Origin of the sequence: Sedimentibacter sp. MB35-C1 (assembly GCF_030913635.1) — a bacterium.
Taxonomy (GTDB): Bacteria; Bacillota; Clostridia; order Tissierellales; family Sedimentibacteraceae; genus Sedimentibacter.
Window position 1 is genome coordinate 581879 of the sequence record NZ_CP133188.1, and the last position, 13894, is coordinate 595772.

The following is a 13894-nucleotide window of genomic DNA, read 5'->3' on the forward strand; positions in this document are numbered from 1 at the left end:
TGCATTAAAAAAGGGACATATCTCTATGCCCTTATCTAAATATTTTATTTTATTTCATTCACACCTTTTGCATCTATTTCAAGCACATTGCTGGTTGAAGAAGATGATGAATAGCTTCGAGTGTCCATTAAGATTATTTTATCTATGTTTTCAATTCCAAATCCTTCTGAGCTTTCACGACAAATTGCCATAGTAGTAAACTGTCGATTTAATTCTATAATTGGAGAAGTACCAAGTGCAAAATCTGGAAACATTTCTTTAGTTTTATTATATACTTGTTCTCCTCCATATGTTTCAGTAAAACCACCTATTTGCAGTATTGATATATTATTGGACTTATATACTACCGCAATCTTCATAACACCCGGCCAATAACCTGTTGTAACTCCATTATCGTTGCTTTTCTCAATAGGATACGCGTGAATAACTATTGCATCCCTTCCATCATGGCCACTCCAAGCTATTGAAGTATCTCCGTAATATGGTGCTTTTTCTGCCGGAAGCTTTTCGATTCCTGTTATAACTAAACCTCCGTATTTTATCGGAAAAATTGAAGTATCTGCTTTAATTACATTCTCAATTTTATAATCTATACTTTTGTCAAAATTATATGTGATATAATTCTTTAACTCCTCATAATCAGTCTGTTCAATAGATATAGATTCCAAATCTTCCGCATTTATAATGCCGTTTTCTCTTGCCACAATCTTAACCGGATTTCTTAATTCCGTATCTATAACTCTGCTGATTACCGCCACGGCTTCAGCTCTAGTCAAAGTACCTTCAGGTTTAAAAGTTCCGTCCGGATATCCGGAAATTACACCTATTGCATTTATTGTTAATGTCTTAATATCCGTTTTGTTTACGTCAGTCAGTCTGTCCGAAAGGTATTGCAGTTCTTCATCTGTGTATGCTGCTATTTCTTCTTTTTCAGTCAGCACATTGTAGAGTATTTCTGCCATTGTTCTTCTGTCAATATTTTGACTTATAAGCGATTTTTGTTCCTCAGTAATATATTTGCTTTCAATTGCCTTTTCAATGTAGCCTTGATACCATTCTTGTCCTTCTTTTCGTTCGAATGGTTCTTCTTCAACAGCAACTACAAGCATCTTTATAAATTCTTCAAATTTAAGTGCGTTATTTGGCTTAAAAGTTTCATCTGTATATCCGGCAATAATATTTTTCTCTGTCAGCTCCTGAAGGTTTTTATAAAACCAATCATCAGTCTTTACATCTGTAAAATTCATTTCAGCAGCATAGCATACTGAAAAAGAAAATATTAATAATATTGTTATAAATACTGTAATTATTTTTTTCATTCCCTGTCCTCCTAATTTATCTGCATTTTTATATTAAAATGTTTTATAAGTTACTTTGTGCCTTAAATGTAACTCATATTTGTATTTGCTATTGATTTTTAAGTATAAATGAGTTACAATATACATAAGATAAAGAATAGGTAGTCGGCTACAGCTGACTAAACATTATAAATTGTATTTAGTAGATACTCTGGGCCAACAGGGTATCTACTTTTTTATGATGACTGCTACTAACATTGCAAAAGCAATCATTAGTGTCATAGTTTCATATGTAGACATCATCAGCATCACCACCTTTTGAAAGAGTTTTGCCTCCTTTCATTGAGATGGATCAGCCGTACCCTGTTACTACCTATTCACATATATTTTACCATATTTTCTATGATTTTTCAAGCTGGAATTTCTATTTTTTATTGATTTTTCAATATTTTAAGGACTTTTTCTTTCAGTGAGCAAGATTTATATAAGCTCTTCTTTCCTCATTATTTCCTTAGCCTGACGCTTAGTATATTTTCTTCTATACGCCCTGTTGGAAGTAAGAGCGTCAAATACATCTGCACTTCTCAGTATCTTTGCTTCAATGCAAATTTCACTTTTTTCTAACCCGTTAGGGTAGCCTGTCCCATCTTCTCGTTCATGGTGTTGCTCAATGATTACAATTATTCTTTCAGGAATTTTATACTTACGTAGCAATTCAACACCCAAAACTACATGCTGCTTTATATGCTCAAATTCTTCAGATGTCAAATTTTCTTTTTTATTCAGTATGCTCTGATCCAGCTTTATTTTTCCGATATCATGGAATAGCCCGGCAATAAACAAATTTTTACACTGATTAATAGACATTTTTAATTTATAAGCCAAGGCACATGAAAGAACAGCAACTTTGATACTGTGTTTAAGCAGTCTAATATTATTTATTATCTGCATTTGTCTCCCTCCCTTCGGGCATAAAAAAAGATGCTTCTAATTCTATATAGCATCTATGCGAAAAATGTATTAATTTTAATAATTAAACACCAAAATATTCAATATTATATCCCACATTCACACTAATTAGGTTGTCCTGCTTAATCGTATATAAAGAAATGTCCCCTGGGTAGTAAATTAATGTGTTATTATCTTCAATCTTAAAAGAAAATTCTTTTTTCAATACCATATTTAAGTAACATCCATATTCTTCCCTGAAGTCAGTTCGTATTACAGTATTTGATGTAATTATTGCCTTAGTTTCATATCTTGATAACCTAAATGACATTATAATAACAGAAATAACATAATATATGATTAATCCAAAAATATATGTTAATATTAGCTCTTTATTGGATACGTTGTTAGCTACAAATATCCACGGTATAAAGAATATAACCATGTTAAATCTGTAAAAGTAATCCTTCTTATTATTTTTATATAAAACAATTTTTTTTGCCTCTTCTGATATAGCAGACGAAATAATTTGCAATTTTTTTCTTTTTTTCATTACAATTTCTGTTTCAAAAACTAATAGAATTACAACAAAAGCTATATAAAATTCTATTGTAGAAAATAACCATTGTGGATATACCGGATTTATAATTTTAGAAACTAAAAATGATACTAAAAAACCAAAATAAAATAATATCGGATTTATAACGGTATTAATTGCTTGAAATAAAAGAATAACATATTGATAATCACGGTTTTCATATTTTTGAATTTTTTTGGAATTTAATATTTTTTCGTTTCGTGATAATCCCCATACAATAAGAGTTAGTATTGGTGTTGCAAATGAAAGAAATTGAATTATTAATTCACTATTAATTTTCATGTTAACCTGCCTCTTTTAATATATTTATCTCAATATACACCAATAAACAATACTTATCAATATAGAAAGTGCTCCCATCGCTAATGAAAAGAATTGAATAATATTATAAAATTTTGAATCTCTCTTTTCCTCTCTTCTTAATTTAATGGCTAAAACAAGCATTATTACATCTAAACAAAATATTGTTGCCATAATCATTGCTATTATATTTAATGTTGTTTCTCTATCAGAATTTAAAATACCCATATGCATTTACCTTTCTTGTATGTATCTTTTTATTATTCATAAACACTCGTCAACTGACTACTCGACAACTTGTAAAGTGTAAAAGTACGGCTTGAAAAAACGCCCTTAACCTTGATACGTACAACCGCCAGTACGGACGGATGCTCAAAGATAAATGAGTTTTTCAGTGCCGGTGAAAAATATGTTGTCGGAGTTGAATTTTCTACTACAAATTCTTTTATTTCCGGCTTTTCTGTTACCAGGCTGCCAGTAGGTAACGGATCCAGAGTAACTTCATTTAATCCGATATTTTCAGCCAGGATCTGTTTGAAGTTTACTTCTGCTCTGGCCGGATCTATAGTAAATATTCCTTCAGCTAGATGCTCATTTTCATTAATAGCAAGAGCTGCAGCTTTAACAGCCCTGTTAAGACTCTCTTTTACTGTTTTATTATTCATATATAAGCTTCCAAAATCCATTACCAATACTGCTATTCCAAGAAAAACAAATACTATAATAATAAACCATATACTCAAGCTTCCTTTTTCATTGTGTATGTAATTTTTCATCGGCATCACCACTTTTCAGACATTCCGGTTACTTTGGCTTTAGGATAAAAAGTGGATTCTTCTCCAATAGCAAAATTCAGATAATAGAATGTATGTGTTTTTTTATATATCACCTTTATACTTATTTCATTTCCCCTGGATATGTAAGTATTATTATTACTGTCATCCGCTGCATCCGGAGTTATGGTAATCTCGAGTTTTTCTTCTTTGAACCCCTTGGAATCCAATTCATTTACTAATTCTTCTTTAAGCTCAACAGTAAATTGTCCTTCAACTATAGCCCTGTCAAGCTTCTTATTTACAATCGTGTTAAGTTCATTTTTTTCTGCTAGGAATAATCCACCCATAACCAGATAAACAATCAGATAAATTATGAATGGTAAATATGCCAATACTTCTATTGTAGTAATTGCTCCCTTTTGATTTTTAATATACTTCATTTTCATTCTCCCAATTATAGAGGGAGCATACGCTCCCTCTTGATTTGAACTATTCTGTCATAACATCTTCAAGACCTTTAATCCTATTTGATGAATTAGTAAGAATGCTGTTACTTCCAACAATATCCGGCTTCAAAGCGACAGCAACCGCTCCTATTATTAATGAAATTAAAGCCGCCCATGCAAGGTGTTCAATCGTAACAAAACCCTTTTTATTTTTGATTATTTGTTTTATTTTGTTTAACATATTTTCTCCCTTCTTTTCTTATTCAATAACAGTATCAACCGAATTAAAATTATTGCTTACAGCCGTATTTCTAATAGTAAATGCAGCATTATATTTTGGAATTGCAATACTTGCTATTATGGCAGCAATGGCTATGTAAGCAATAATCTCAATTGAAACAAATCCTTTTTCGTTTATTAATATCTTTCTTATATTTTAGTTCACCCCTTTGATTAAAGTTATCTATATAAAAAAACAGCAAAATTTCTGCCATTTTGGATTTTATATCGGAATTGAACTAATTGCCCTTATGGTATAAATCAGCCACGGATAGCCAACTATGGCTATGGATATTGCTATAGGAATCATCATTGCCAGGATTCCTATCCCCTGATTTCTTGTCTGCTTTCTGATTCTTATTTGTTTATTTACCTCTCTTGCTAGATTTCTATGATTCTCCAGATATACAATACTTAATCTTCTGTCACCGTTCTGCGCTTCCTGAAGGGCAATACAGATATTTTCAAATTCTGTTTTATCCGGAGCTGAGTTCATTAATTCATCTAATGCCTTTTTTGAATCAGTAGAGAACGTATTATTAGCTCTCTCAAGAATGAGCTTAAAATAATCTGCTCTTTCATATATAGAATTTAATATATCCTTTACCGGCTTTGGAGTTCTAAGAAGCATAACGGTGTAAGTCAAAAGAGTTAAAGACTCTTTTTGGCTTAGCTTAATCCTTGTACTACTCATGAATTTAAGAATTAAACCAGGAAGCAGTATTGATATGAGATATATAACAAGAATAACCCGGATATCTATATTGAGCCTTATATTTAAAATTGATTGATCGTTTAATAATTTTGCTGCTTCCTTGACTGCATCTATGTTCAAATGTAAATTAACATAGTTTATTACATTCAACAATATATAAAATGCTGTAGTCATAAACGGAAATATTATTCTTATTGATTGGAATGTTTCAGGACTAATGTTTATTCCGGCATTATTTATTTTCTGCTGCAATACTTTATAATTGTTACTGTCTTCATCATAATGTAATTTTGATAGTATGCTATTGAGTCTATCTGATAGTTTAATGCTGCGCCTAAGTTTTTTCTTAGGCCATATGAGCACAATAATCATTATCACGGCCAATAAAAAAAGTATTATATGCATTTTATCACCTTCCTCCTCTCTCTGATATTGAAATAACTGTTATTCCTGCAATAAGCACCATCAACCATATGGCTAGAAGCTTATTCCCTGTGGCAGTATAAAAATATAAATGTCTTGCCATGTCATTAATAAACAGGTTTACAATTATTCCTATAAGTGCAAAAGTGTATACAATAATAAATGTCATTTTGTTTGCATACCTGCTTGACTTATCTTCCTCTTCAGTAGTTATTTCTTCTAGAACGATACTGTTGAGTCTCAGAAGATCATCTGTTATATCACCAACCCCTTTATATGAAAGCAACAGAATTTCCACAAAATTATGACCCCAAACATATGAAAGTTCGCTTGCAAACTTCTTAATTGGAATCTCCGGATTCTTCGCTCCTGAAAGCTCTCTTGTAAGCATTTCAAAAGCAGCTCCTATTTCTTTTGGCATTCTTGGATAAGAATTATTTATAGCATTTTTTATATTTTTACTAATTATGTATTTATCAATAAAACGCTGCAAGGCAACCGAAAATTGACCATGTATTTTGTTTATTTTAATCTTCACATAAGCAATTCCAAAAAACATAATCAAATAGAAAAATACAAAAGAAATTGTTATTGTTGCATACCACATTGTTATAACGGTTGACAACAACGCGAATAACAGAATTGTTGCAGTAATACTATAGAGCAGAAACTTGAGTATTAATTCATTGTTTTCTTCATCAGATTTTAGATTAATCATCCTGAGTTTGATTACATAACTTTCTTTTGCTTGTGATAAATGAACATTCTTAAATATAATTTTATCAAGCTTTGAAGTCAAAACACTTATTTTGTTTTGTTGAACAGAGTTTTTCAGCTTCATTTTTTTCAGTCTTTTAGTGTAGATTAGAGCAGCACAAATAAGTACAGCTATTAATATTATTTTATACATCTTAATCACCAAAAATCCTTTTAATTTCGCTCATTTTTACGCCGTTTTCGTTAAGCTTTTTTTTCAATTTCTGCGATATAGTGTTTTCGTATACCTTCTTATTGCTGGCATGTGGGTTTTCCTCGTCAATAATAAGCCTTGATATGGGAACTGTCTCATGACGTTCTCTTTCTCCTTTTTCAATAAGTTCAAAAATACCCCCGCCAATTTTTTTCATCTGTCCCTTTTCATTTTCCGGTAATTTTTTCATTTCTATTACAATATCTATGGCCGAAGCTATTTCGTTTCTTTTTGCAGCAAATGAAATATTACTATTGCCTTCCATAATCATATATGTTAGAGCATCAGGAACGCTATCTGCATTCGTAATATGTGCCGTACCCATGCTGCCGCTTAATCCTCTTGTCATGGCTTTTATTAGTTCATTAGCTTCTCTACTTCGTGCCTCAGTAAGAATAATTAGATTGATACTTTTCTGCAATAGAACAGCAAATAAATCACCTAAAGAAAATTTATCTCTTTCTCTTAAAGGTATAAAGTATTTATTTGGGTATAGCTTTTCAGGATTCATTTCGAAATCTGATTCTAATAGTCCGATAATCAATTTATCGTTCAGGTATCTTATAAGCCATTTGACCGTTGCTGTTTTGCCTGATTCCGGCGGCCCTATGACTAATATATTAGCCCGTCCTTTTACAAGTGTTGCTATCATTTCAATTTCTTTTTCTGTAAATGTGTCGTTTTTCAACATGTTTTCCGGCGTCGGGATAAAGCTGTCATGTTTACGAATATTCATCACAGGATACCTTGATAACGTCGGAATTGTAATTTGTATTCTTGCGCCATCGGCCCTTTCAGCCAATACTGAAGGATTCAATTCATTTAAATCCTTGGATTTATCAAACTCAAGGCTTCTGCGCATAACATCAATAACTTCATCATAATTTCTGAATTGTTCATTAACTTCAATTATATCGCCTTGCTTTTTTAAAAGAATGCGTGTTCCTAATGTTATAATTTCATCCACATCAGGCAAATCGTATTTATCAATTATTTTTAGACCCCACCTGTTAGCATAGATTTTTGTTATAAGCTCTTCTATTTTAGCCTTGGGAATATCCATGCCTAGCAGCTCATTTTTTATCATTACTTTAACATATTTCTTAGCTCCAATATCGCCGGCAGAACAATTAAATAGCATTTGCGTGTGAATATCGCTTAATTCTTGAGAAGTGAATTTTTTCTTAACTATTTTTTCATAGACTTTGTCCTCAATTTCATCATATTCCATGTACTCCATGCAATTACCTCCTTCCGAACAATCCAAACCTTGGCTTCATTTTAACCTCTGATTTATCACCTGTAATAGCTTCAATAATTTTTTTTACTTCAGATGTGTTCTTCTCCGGAAGTCTAAGCTCATATCCGTTTGCGAAGTTAACTATTTCCGGACAATAATAAAGTTTAAAGTCTTTTTTTACTTTAAACTCTGCATCTTCAGTGTACCTGTTCACGACTATTAAGTTATTAGAAGCCCTTAAGCAATTTGAGACCGTTATATACTCGTCAATCACTGTGTATTCGGCTGAGTTTTGGTTCACAACAATTATATTGTAATCTGGATACTCCATTTTTGTGGTTCCGGAATCTATTATTATGTATTCAAATATATTCAACTCTTTTAACATTTGTATTTGTTCTTCAGTGAGCAATTCATTGCCCCCTGAAAAAAAATATAAGTTCTTTCTTAATTCAGCCGCACTTTCTTTTATTGCCTTTCGACAGCTTTCCTTATCAGCAAGGCAAGCATACAGGTTTATATTTTCAATTGGTGACACTACGTCGTATATATTTATATTGTTTTTATTATTATCAATCAAGCACACTGTATGTTTTTTTGAAAGCTTCTCTGCAAGTATTGATGCAACTGTTGTTTTTCCTGCTCCTGGTCTGCCGGTTACTGTTATGAGTTTTGTCATACTTAGTCCTCCAACTCAACTTTAATAAATTTCATTTTCTTCTGATACCTGTACTTACTGTGCCTTTTTTAACTTTCTTTCTACAATATTGTATAATTTTTCTTCTCCGTATCGTGTAATACGAATGCTATATTTATTTTTATCTATAGAATATAACTCTTTCAGCATCGTATCTGACATCTCTATTGTCAAATACGCAGGCACATATACAGTATTTGATGTTAAACTTTCAGCTCCTGCGACTGCGATATTTTGGCTTATATTATTGTAATTAGAATCATGAGCCTGAATTATTTGTATCTTTTCAATTAATTTATACGGCTCTATTTTTATCTCTTCTTGACTTTGTGAAACAGGCTCAAGCCATATATCAATATAGTCACCTTGATGCAACTCTAAAGCCTTGTCAACTTCGTTTATGGCAAGGGCAATCTGAACCTGGTCTTTGTCACTCATGTATGTCTTATTACTAATAACTCTGTTTTTGCTAATCGGTTCTCCTTTATAGAGCGGTACTATCGTTCTTTTGCCTAAAACTTCATTATACGATTTTGCAATATTTTCTGTCTTTTTAACATCTTCCGCATATTTTTTTTCCATGGTTAACATTTCTTTTTCAATTACGGTATTTTCAGGAATATCTGTTATTGCTACAATTACTTCTGCTGTTTCTATATTGACTTCAGGAACCTTTATTTCTTCGTAATAATAAAAAACAGCAGCCAAAATTATTAGGAATACTGCTGTAGTTTTAAATATATTTACTTTTGGATTTTTCAAAATTACCTCCACTTAAATAGTTTAAATTTTTGAGTTTTTCTGTTTTTATATTCTTCCAATACATTTGCATCAGAAAGAATTTTTTGTAAACTATTTCTAAAAAGCTCTGATTTTTCAAGCTGATAAACTGTTTGATTTGAATAATAAGCAGCATATAATGTTTCAGGAGAAATAAACGGAATACACGAGGATAATTTAACCTGCAAATACTTCTCAATATCTCTTTTATTTAAATCCTTAATATATTTATTCAAGACATAAATTACATTAACGTTCTTTTCTTCAAGTTCCTTGACAGACTTTATTCTTTCTTCAGCCTGCAATAATTTATAGGGCATAGGATCAATTACAATTATGGCAACATCAATAATATTGAACAAGAAATTTATGTTTTCATCTAATGTCACGCTACCAATATCATATATATTTACATTACTCTCTTTACTTATTGAGCTGATAAAATCAATGCTGTCTTCTTTGTCCCAATTACATGTTTTTTTGTTGTTATTAACATAGAACCTTACACCATTTTTAATAAATTTTTTTTCAGAAAATTCATAATCGTCACAAACTATATTAAAAATATCAGCTTTCATTTTTTTATTAGGTATTTCAATTACAGAAGAATCAACTTTTTTATCCTTTAACATATAAGCAATGTTTAATGATATGAAAGTTGAACCGGCTCCTTGAGATAAATTAATTACCGCAATATTATTTTTTGCCTTAATAAATTTATATTCCTTAATTACCTTTATCTCCGGCTCCGGGATGCTATCAGGTAAAACTTCATCATTCTTTTTATCATAGCTCTTTTTTATTTCATAAGTAATATTTAACTGCTCAAGATTAATTAACCGGAATATTTCGTTATGCAGTTCCCTAAGCTCATTAATAACAGTTGATTTTTTCTTGAATTCATTGGCTATATAACTGTACACTTCCTGTTCATAAACAGCTTGATTTACTTTATCATCACGACTTATTTTATAGACCTGAACCGGAACCATAGCTTGTATCTTATTTACACTCAATTCATTTTTCTCATTATGGACTGAGCTTAAAAAAATCACTTTTTTATTTTCAAAGATACTAATGTCAAGCATTTCATACACAAACTTATCTTGTGGAACACATACAACTACTAAGTCAGATATTCCAATGAGCCTATTTAAATCCGAACCTTCACCTGTAACTGAATCGATTAATATATAGTCATATGCGATTGCTAGTATTTCAGTCATTTTCATTATTCTTCTTGATACTATTTCTCTTTCTTTTCCGGTTCCTAAAATATCAAGATTTTCAGATAGTTTATGTGTATATGCTAATACATCCTCTTTAAAGCTTACATTGTTTGTTTCACTTAACAGCAATAAATCTTTACCGCCGTTTCTGATAGTGTTGAAAGTCAAATAATCAGCAGCATCTGCATTTTCGTTTAGACTATATATTACTGCCTTTTCAGTTTCGCCCATAACGTGTGATAAATATGAAGCATACAAGGCAACATTGGTACTGCATCCGCCCTGGCGTTTCACCGGAGACCAGAAAAGAATAATTTTAGACTTCATATTACATTGACCTTTCAACTGCATTTTTATTTCTTTTTTCAGAAGGCACGTTTTTATTAGTCATTCTGTTTTTTTTAATGTTGCTGTCCAAATCGCTCACCGTCTTCTGCTGTTTCTCAAGAAATTCAAATGCAGCGACCAAATCTTCATTTAAATCTTTGCTCTTTGACAATATCCTTTTTATAATATAGCCTCGATTAGAATATTTTTTTCTTATTTTTTCGGTAGCATCTATCCCCGCTTTATCATTATCAAGACATGAAATAATTGTTTTTATATTAGGATTATCTTTTAAAAATTGCTCAAGTTTTACATCAGCAACACATCCAAGAGAAATTCTGTTATGATCTTTATAATTGCCACCTTGTATTTTTATCATTGTCGCATGACTCATGGCATCAATAATTGACTCATATACGTATACCTTTGAGCTTTCCGAAGAAGAACATAATTCAACGCCATAAGCCTTATCAGATCCTTCCTGCTCGCCTTTAAACTTTTTATATGTATTTGTCCCAACTTTAAGGCAGTACTTTACTTCTCCATTGGAATCCTTCCCAAGAAAAACACAGTTGTTGTATTGTTTTTCCTGATACAATTTACTATCATTTATCATATCCTGAATTATAGAAGGGTCTATTCTACGTGTTTTAGAAAGATAGGCAAATAGCCTTCTGTAGTTATCCGCTTTTTCCGGAAGCTGAGATATGTCCTTTTTAGGTTTTTGTTGGCTTTTTTCCGGAAAGTATTCTTTTACTTTTTCTTTTCCCTTCTCTCCAATTAATATCTCCATTGCATCTTTAAAGCTCTTTCCTTCATACTTTGTAACAAAATCTAAGGTATCTCCTCCTATATCTCTTGAAAACCACTTCCATTTATTATTACTAATCACTAAACTGTCATGCTCTTTCAGTCGGTATTCATTAGCTGCCGACTGGATAAGAGAATATCCTCTCTGTCTTACATAATCTAATAAATCCATGTTCTTTGCCTTATTTATTTGATATTGTTTATACATAAGATTTTCTCCTCTCTTTTTACGCAATAAAAAAACAGCAGTATTTTTACTGCTGCAAAAAACTGTTCCACTGGAACAAAAGTTATCTCTCTAAATCCTTATCAAGTTTTCTACTGTTTATTTTATTGTTCTTTATTGAATTACTCCTATAACATTCTATTTCCTTTTTCATGATTCCTATGGTTTTTTTATTAGCCCTTATAACCGATTCCATGCCGATAGATAATATGAATTCCTTTCGCTCTTCATAAGAAATAGGGCTTGTTATCTTTTCAAACATATTTATATATTCTTCATGCCCGTTAATAAATGCAGCATTACTTGTTTGTATAATTTCATCACGTGTGACTTTATCAAAGCTAAGCTCATATCCTGCGACTTTTGCCAAGTATGACATAAATACTCTTTGTGAACGGCCATTACCTTCTCTAAAAGGATGCAGGGCATTTATTTCGCTCATAAAAAAAGAAAGCCTATCACATACAAAATTTTTATCAATATTTGTAAGATAGTTTTCTTTTCGTAATTTTTCAAACAAATAGCTACCGTAACTATCTATATTTTCATACAAGCAAAACATATTGCCCTTAGATATATTAACACTTCTGATTTGTCCTGCCCAACTATAAATATCCTTAAAAATATGATAATGTATTTTCCTAAGATGTTCAAAATCAAGGACTCCTTTTACAGGCGTTGATCTTACTTTGGCAAGATTAACAGATGTAATGTCACGCTCAGCATTATATAAAATAGTTGCATCGGTAATATTTAGCTTATTCTTCAGTACATTTGTACCCTTATAACAATATTTATCATCAATATCATATTCTTCATTCATATTGCATTACCTTTGTCCTTATATTTATCGATAAGCATCTTTACTGTTTCATCAAATTCGGCTCTGCCTGACAAACATTCCCTTATTTTTTCTTTATTATCTTCCGTAAGAGGCATACCTTCAAATGAAAAATCCGCACTCACATCATTCAATATTTTATCTATTCTTTTTTCATCCATGTCTCCACTCCTCAATACATTATCTTTTGTTCCATTGGAACATATGTTATCTTCCTTTGTCTGAAATTCCTTTGTTATTTTTAACCTTGTCCTTTTTAACTATTAGACTTCTGCGTTTATCTGCCCTGCTGTCATTTATATCATTTTTAAGGTCCTCTAATGTTTTTCTGTGTTGATCTTTCTGCTCATATGATTCAAACGAATCTTTAATGATACGATTTAAGTAGGTAAAGTTTCTGCTTATTTCAATTTCTTTGTCTTCATATGATGCAGCTACAAGTGCCTTTCTCAAATATTCACTATTATCCGTTAGGATTTCATATTTTAAAGGAATATTTAGCTTATTGGCCGCTTTTATAAAAAACATAATTGTTGTTCTTGTATTTCCTTCTCTAAATGCATGTGCTTTCCATACATTTGATAACAGAAACGTAAAATTAGTTACTCTTTCATCAAGACTTAACTTCTCCCATTTTGTTTTATTAAGTTCTTTCAGGCTTTTTGTAATTTCCTCTTCAATATTATCAACTGGAGAATATTGAAAATCTATTCCATTTAAAGCTATTTCCGATTTTTCGATATCAACTGTTCTCTTTTGACCTGCCCATTCATAGATATCCTGAAAAATATATTTATGAAAAGATTTTAAATGTTCATAATCATAATCACCTTTAATCAATTTACCGTCTTCATCATCAATTATTTGTTTCATTCTTATTGTAGTAAACTCTTTTTCTACCTTCATCAACATTTCATTATCTTTAATGTTAAGTCTGTTAATTAAGGTATCCGTACTTTCATACACGTAAGGGTCAGTCATAAAAACACGC

Annotated in this window: 18 protein-coding genes; all 18 read right to left on the bottom strand. The window is 31.2% G+C overall.

Features of this window, described 5'->3' with window-relative positions; genetic code table 11:
- Positions 1-44 precede the first annotated feature (44 nt).
- Positions 45-1319: an S-layer homology domain-containing protein gene (locus tag RBQ61_RS02755; RefSeq protein ID WP_308139005.1), complete on the bottom strand. Its 1275-nt coding sequence runs from the start codon at positions 1317-1319 to the stop codon at positions 45-47.
- A gap of 207 nt (positions 1320-1526) precedes the next feature.
- Complete coding sequence (locus RBQ61_RS17625; RefSeq protein WP_374049905.1) at positions 1527-1607, bottom strand: putative holin-like toxin; 81 nt, start codon at positions 1605-1607, stop codon at positions 1527-1529.
- Positions 1608-1778: 171 nt separating this feature from the next.
- Complete coding sequence (locus RBQ61_RS02760; protein WP_308139006.1) at positions 1779-2249, bottom strand: HD-GYP domain-containing protein; 471 nt, start codon at positions 2247-2249, stop codon at positions 1779-1781.
- Positions 2250-2331: 82 nt separating this feature from the next.
- Positions 2332-3126, bottom strand: a complete 795-nt coding sequence (locus RBQ61_RS02765; protein ID WP_308139007.1) for a hypothetical protein — start codon at positions 3124-3126, stop codon at positions 2332-2334.
- A gap of 24 nt (positions 3127-3150) precedes the next feature.
- Positions 3151-3372 (bottom strand): hypothetical protein, encoded by a 222-nt coding sequence (locus RBQ61_RS02770; RefSeq protein WP_308139008.1) that lies wholly within the window; start codon positions 3370-3372, stop codon positions 3151-3153.
- A 32-nt stretch (positions 3373-3404) separates the two neighbouring features.
- Positions 3405-3920, bottom strand: a complete 516-nt coding sequence (locus tag RBQ61_RS02775; protein WP_308139009.1) for a TadE/TadG family type IV pilus assembly protein — start codon at positions 3918-3920, stop codon at positions 3405-3407.
- Positions 3921-3925: 5 nt separating this feature from the next.
- On the bottom strand, positions 3926-4360 hold the full coding sequence (locus RBQ61_RS02780; protein ID WP_308139010.1) for a hypothetical protein: 435 nt from the start codon (positions 4358-4360) through the stop codon (positions 3926-3928).
- Positions 4361-4409: 49 nt separating this feature from the next.
- Positions 4410-4607: a hypothetical protein gene (locus RBQ61_RS02785; protein ID WP_308139011.1), complete on the bottom strand. Its 198-nt coding sequence runs from the start codon at positions 4605-4607 to the stop codon at positions 4410-4412.
- Between the two features lie 261 nt (positions 4608-4868).
- The gene (locus tag RBQ61_RS02790) at positions 4869-5765 is read right to left on the bottom strand and encodes a hypothetical protein (protein WP_308139012.1); all 897 of its coding nucleotides are present in this window, start codon (positions 5763-5765) and stop codon (positions 4869-4871) included.
- Between the two features lie 4 nt (positions 5766-5769).
- Positions 5770-6693 (bottom strand): hypothetical protein, encoded by a 924-nt coding sequence (locus tag RBQ61_RS02795; RefSeq protein ID WP_308139013.1) that lies wholly within the window; start codon positions 6691-6693, stop codon positions 5770-5772.
- 1 nt (position 6694) lies between these two features.
- The gene (locus RBQ61_RS02800; protein WP_308139014.1) at positions 6695-7993 is read right to left on the bottom strand and encodes an ATPase, T2SS/T4P/T4SS family; all 1299 of its coding nucleotides are present in this window, start codon (positions 7991-7993) and stop codon (positions 6695-6697) included.
- A 4-nt stretch (positions 7994-7997) separates the two neighbouring features.
- Entirely contained in the window at positions 7998-8672 is a 675-nt protein-coding gene (locus RBQ61_RS02805; protein WP_308139015.1) for a DNA/RNA helicase domain-containing protein, read from the bottom strand.
- Positions 8673-8726: 54 nt separating this feature from the next.
- Positions 8727-9452, bottom strand: a complete 726-nt coding sequence (locus RBQ61_RS02810) for an SAF domain-containing protein (RefSeq protein WP_308139016.1) — start codon at positions 9450-9452, stop codon at positions 8727-8729.
- A gap of 2 nt (positions 9453-9454) precedes the next feature.
- Positions 9455-11026 carry a hypothetical protein gene (locus tag RBQ61_RS02815; protein ID WP_308139017.1) on the bottom strand — a complete coding sequence of 524 codons (1572 nt, stop codon included), beginning with the start codon at positions 11024-11026 and terminating at the stop codon, positions 9455-9457.
- Position 11027: 1 nt separating this feature from the next.
- On the bottom strand, positions 11028-12044 hold the full coding sequence (locus RBQ61_RS02820; RefSeq protein ID WP_308139018.1) for a DUF3991 and TOPRIM domain-containing protein: 1017 nt from the start codon (positions 12042-12044) through the stop codon (positions 11028-11030).
- Positions 12045-12126: 82 nt separating this feature from the next.
- On the bottom strand, positions 12127-12885 hold the full coding sequence (locus RBQ61_RS02825; RefSeq protein WP_308139019.1) for a Fic family protein: 759 nt from the start codon (positions 12883-12885) through the stop codon (positions 12127-12129).
- Positions 12882-13064 (bottom strand): hypothetical protein, encoded by a 183-nt coding sequence (locus tag RBQ61_RS02830; RefSeq protein ID WP_308139020.1) that lies wholly within the window; start codon positions 13062-13064, stop codon positions 12882-12884. Before RBQ61_RS02830 ends, RBQ61_RS02825 begins: the two co-directional genes overlap by 4 nt.
- A gap of 46 nt (positions 13065-13110) precedes the next feature.
- Positions 13111-13884 (bottom strand): Fic family protein, encoded by a 774-nt coding sequence (locus RBQ61_RS02835; protein ID WP_308139021.1) that lies wholly within the window; start codon positions 13882-13884, stop codon positions 13111-13113.
- Between the last annotated feature and the right edge of the window lie 10 nt (positions 13885-13894).

Coding starts and splice junctions, on each gene's coding strand:
- RBQ61_RS02780 (WP_308139010.1), bottom strand. CDS start 4,360: ATGAAGTATATTAAAAATCAAAAGGGAGCAATTACTACAATAGAAGTA.
- RBQ61_RS02805 (WP_308139015.1), bottom strand. CDS start 8,672: ATGACAAAACTCATAACAGTAACCGGCAGACCAGGAGCAGGAAAAACA.
- RBQ61_RS02755 (WP_308139005.1), bottom strand. CDS start 1,319: ATGAAAAAAATAATTACAGTATTTATAACAATATTATTAATATTTTCT.
- RBQ61_RS02785 (WP_308139011.1), bottom strand. CDS start 4,607: ATGTTAAACAAAATAAAACAAATAATCAAAAATAAAAAGGGTTTTGTT.
- RBQ61_RS02760 (WP_308139006.1), bottom strand. CDS start 2,249: ATGCAGATAATAAATAATATTAGACTGCTTAAACACAGTATCAAAGTT.
- RBQ61_RS02825 (WP_308139019.1), bottom strand. CDS start 12,885: ATGAATGAAGAATATGATATTGATGATAAATATTGTTATAAGGGTACA.
- RBQ61_RS02775 (WP_308139009.1), bottom strand. CDS start 3,920: ATGAAAAATTACATACACAATGAAAAAGGAAGCTTGAGTATATGGTTT.
- RBQ61_RS02770 (WP_308139008.1), bottom strand. CDS start 3,372: ATGGGTATTTTAAATTCTGATAGAGAAACAACATTAAATATAATAGCA.
- RBQ61_RS02830 (WP_308139020.1), bottom strand. CDS start 13,064: ATGGATGAAAAAAGAATAGATAAAATATTGAATGATGTGAGTGCGGAT.
- RBQ61_RS02815 (WP_308139017.1), bottom strand. CDS start 11,026: ATGAAGTCTAAAATTATTCTTTTCTGGTCTCCGGTGAAACGCCAGGGC.
- RBQ61_RS02790 (WP_308139012.1), bottom strand. CDS start 5,765: ATGCATATAATACTTTTTTTATTGGCCGTGATAATGATTATTGTGCTC.
- RBQ61_RS02795 (WP_308139013.1), bottom strand. CDS start 6,693: ATGTATAAAATAATATTAATAGCTGTACTTATTTGTGCTGCTCTAATC.
- RBQ61_RS17625 (WP_374049905.1), bottom strand. CDS start 1,607: ATGCTGATGATGTCTACATATGAAACTATGACACTAATGATTGCTTTT.
- RBQ61_RS02765 (WP_308139007.1), bottom strand. CDS start 3,126: ATGAAAATTAATAGTGAATTAATAATTCAATTTCTTTCATTTGCAACA.
- RBQ61_RS02800 (WP_308139014.1), bottom strand. CDS start 7,993: ATGGAGTACATGGAATATGATGAAATTGAGGACAAAGTCTATGAAAAA.
- RBQ61_RS02835 (WP_308139021.1), bottom strand. CDS start 13,884: ATGACTGACCCTTACGTGTATGAAAGTACGGATACCTTAATTAACAGA.
- RBQ61_RS02820 (WP_308139018.1), bottom strand. CDS start 12,044: ATGTATAAACAATATCAAATAAATAAGGCAAAGAACATGGATTTATTA.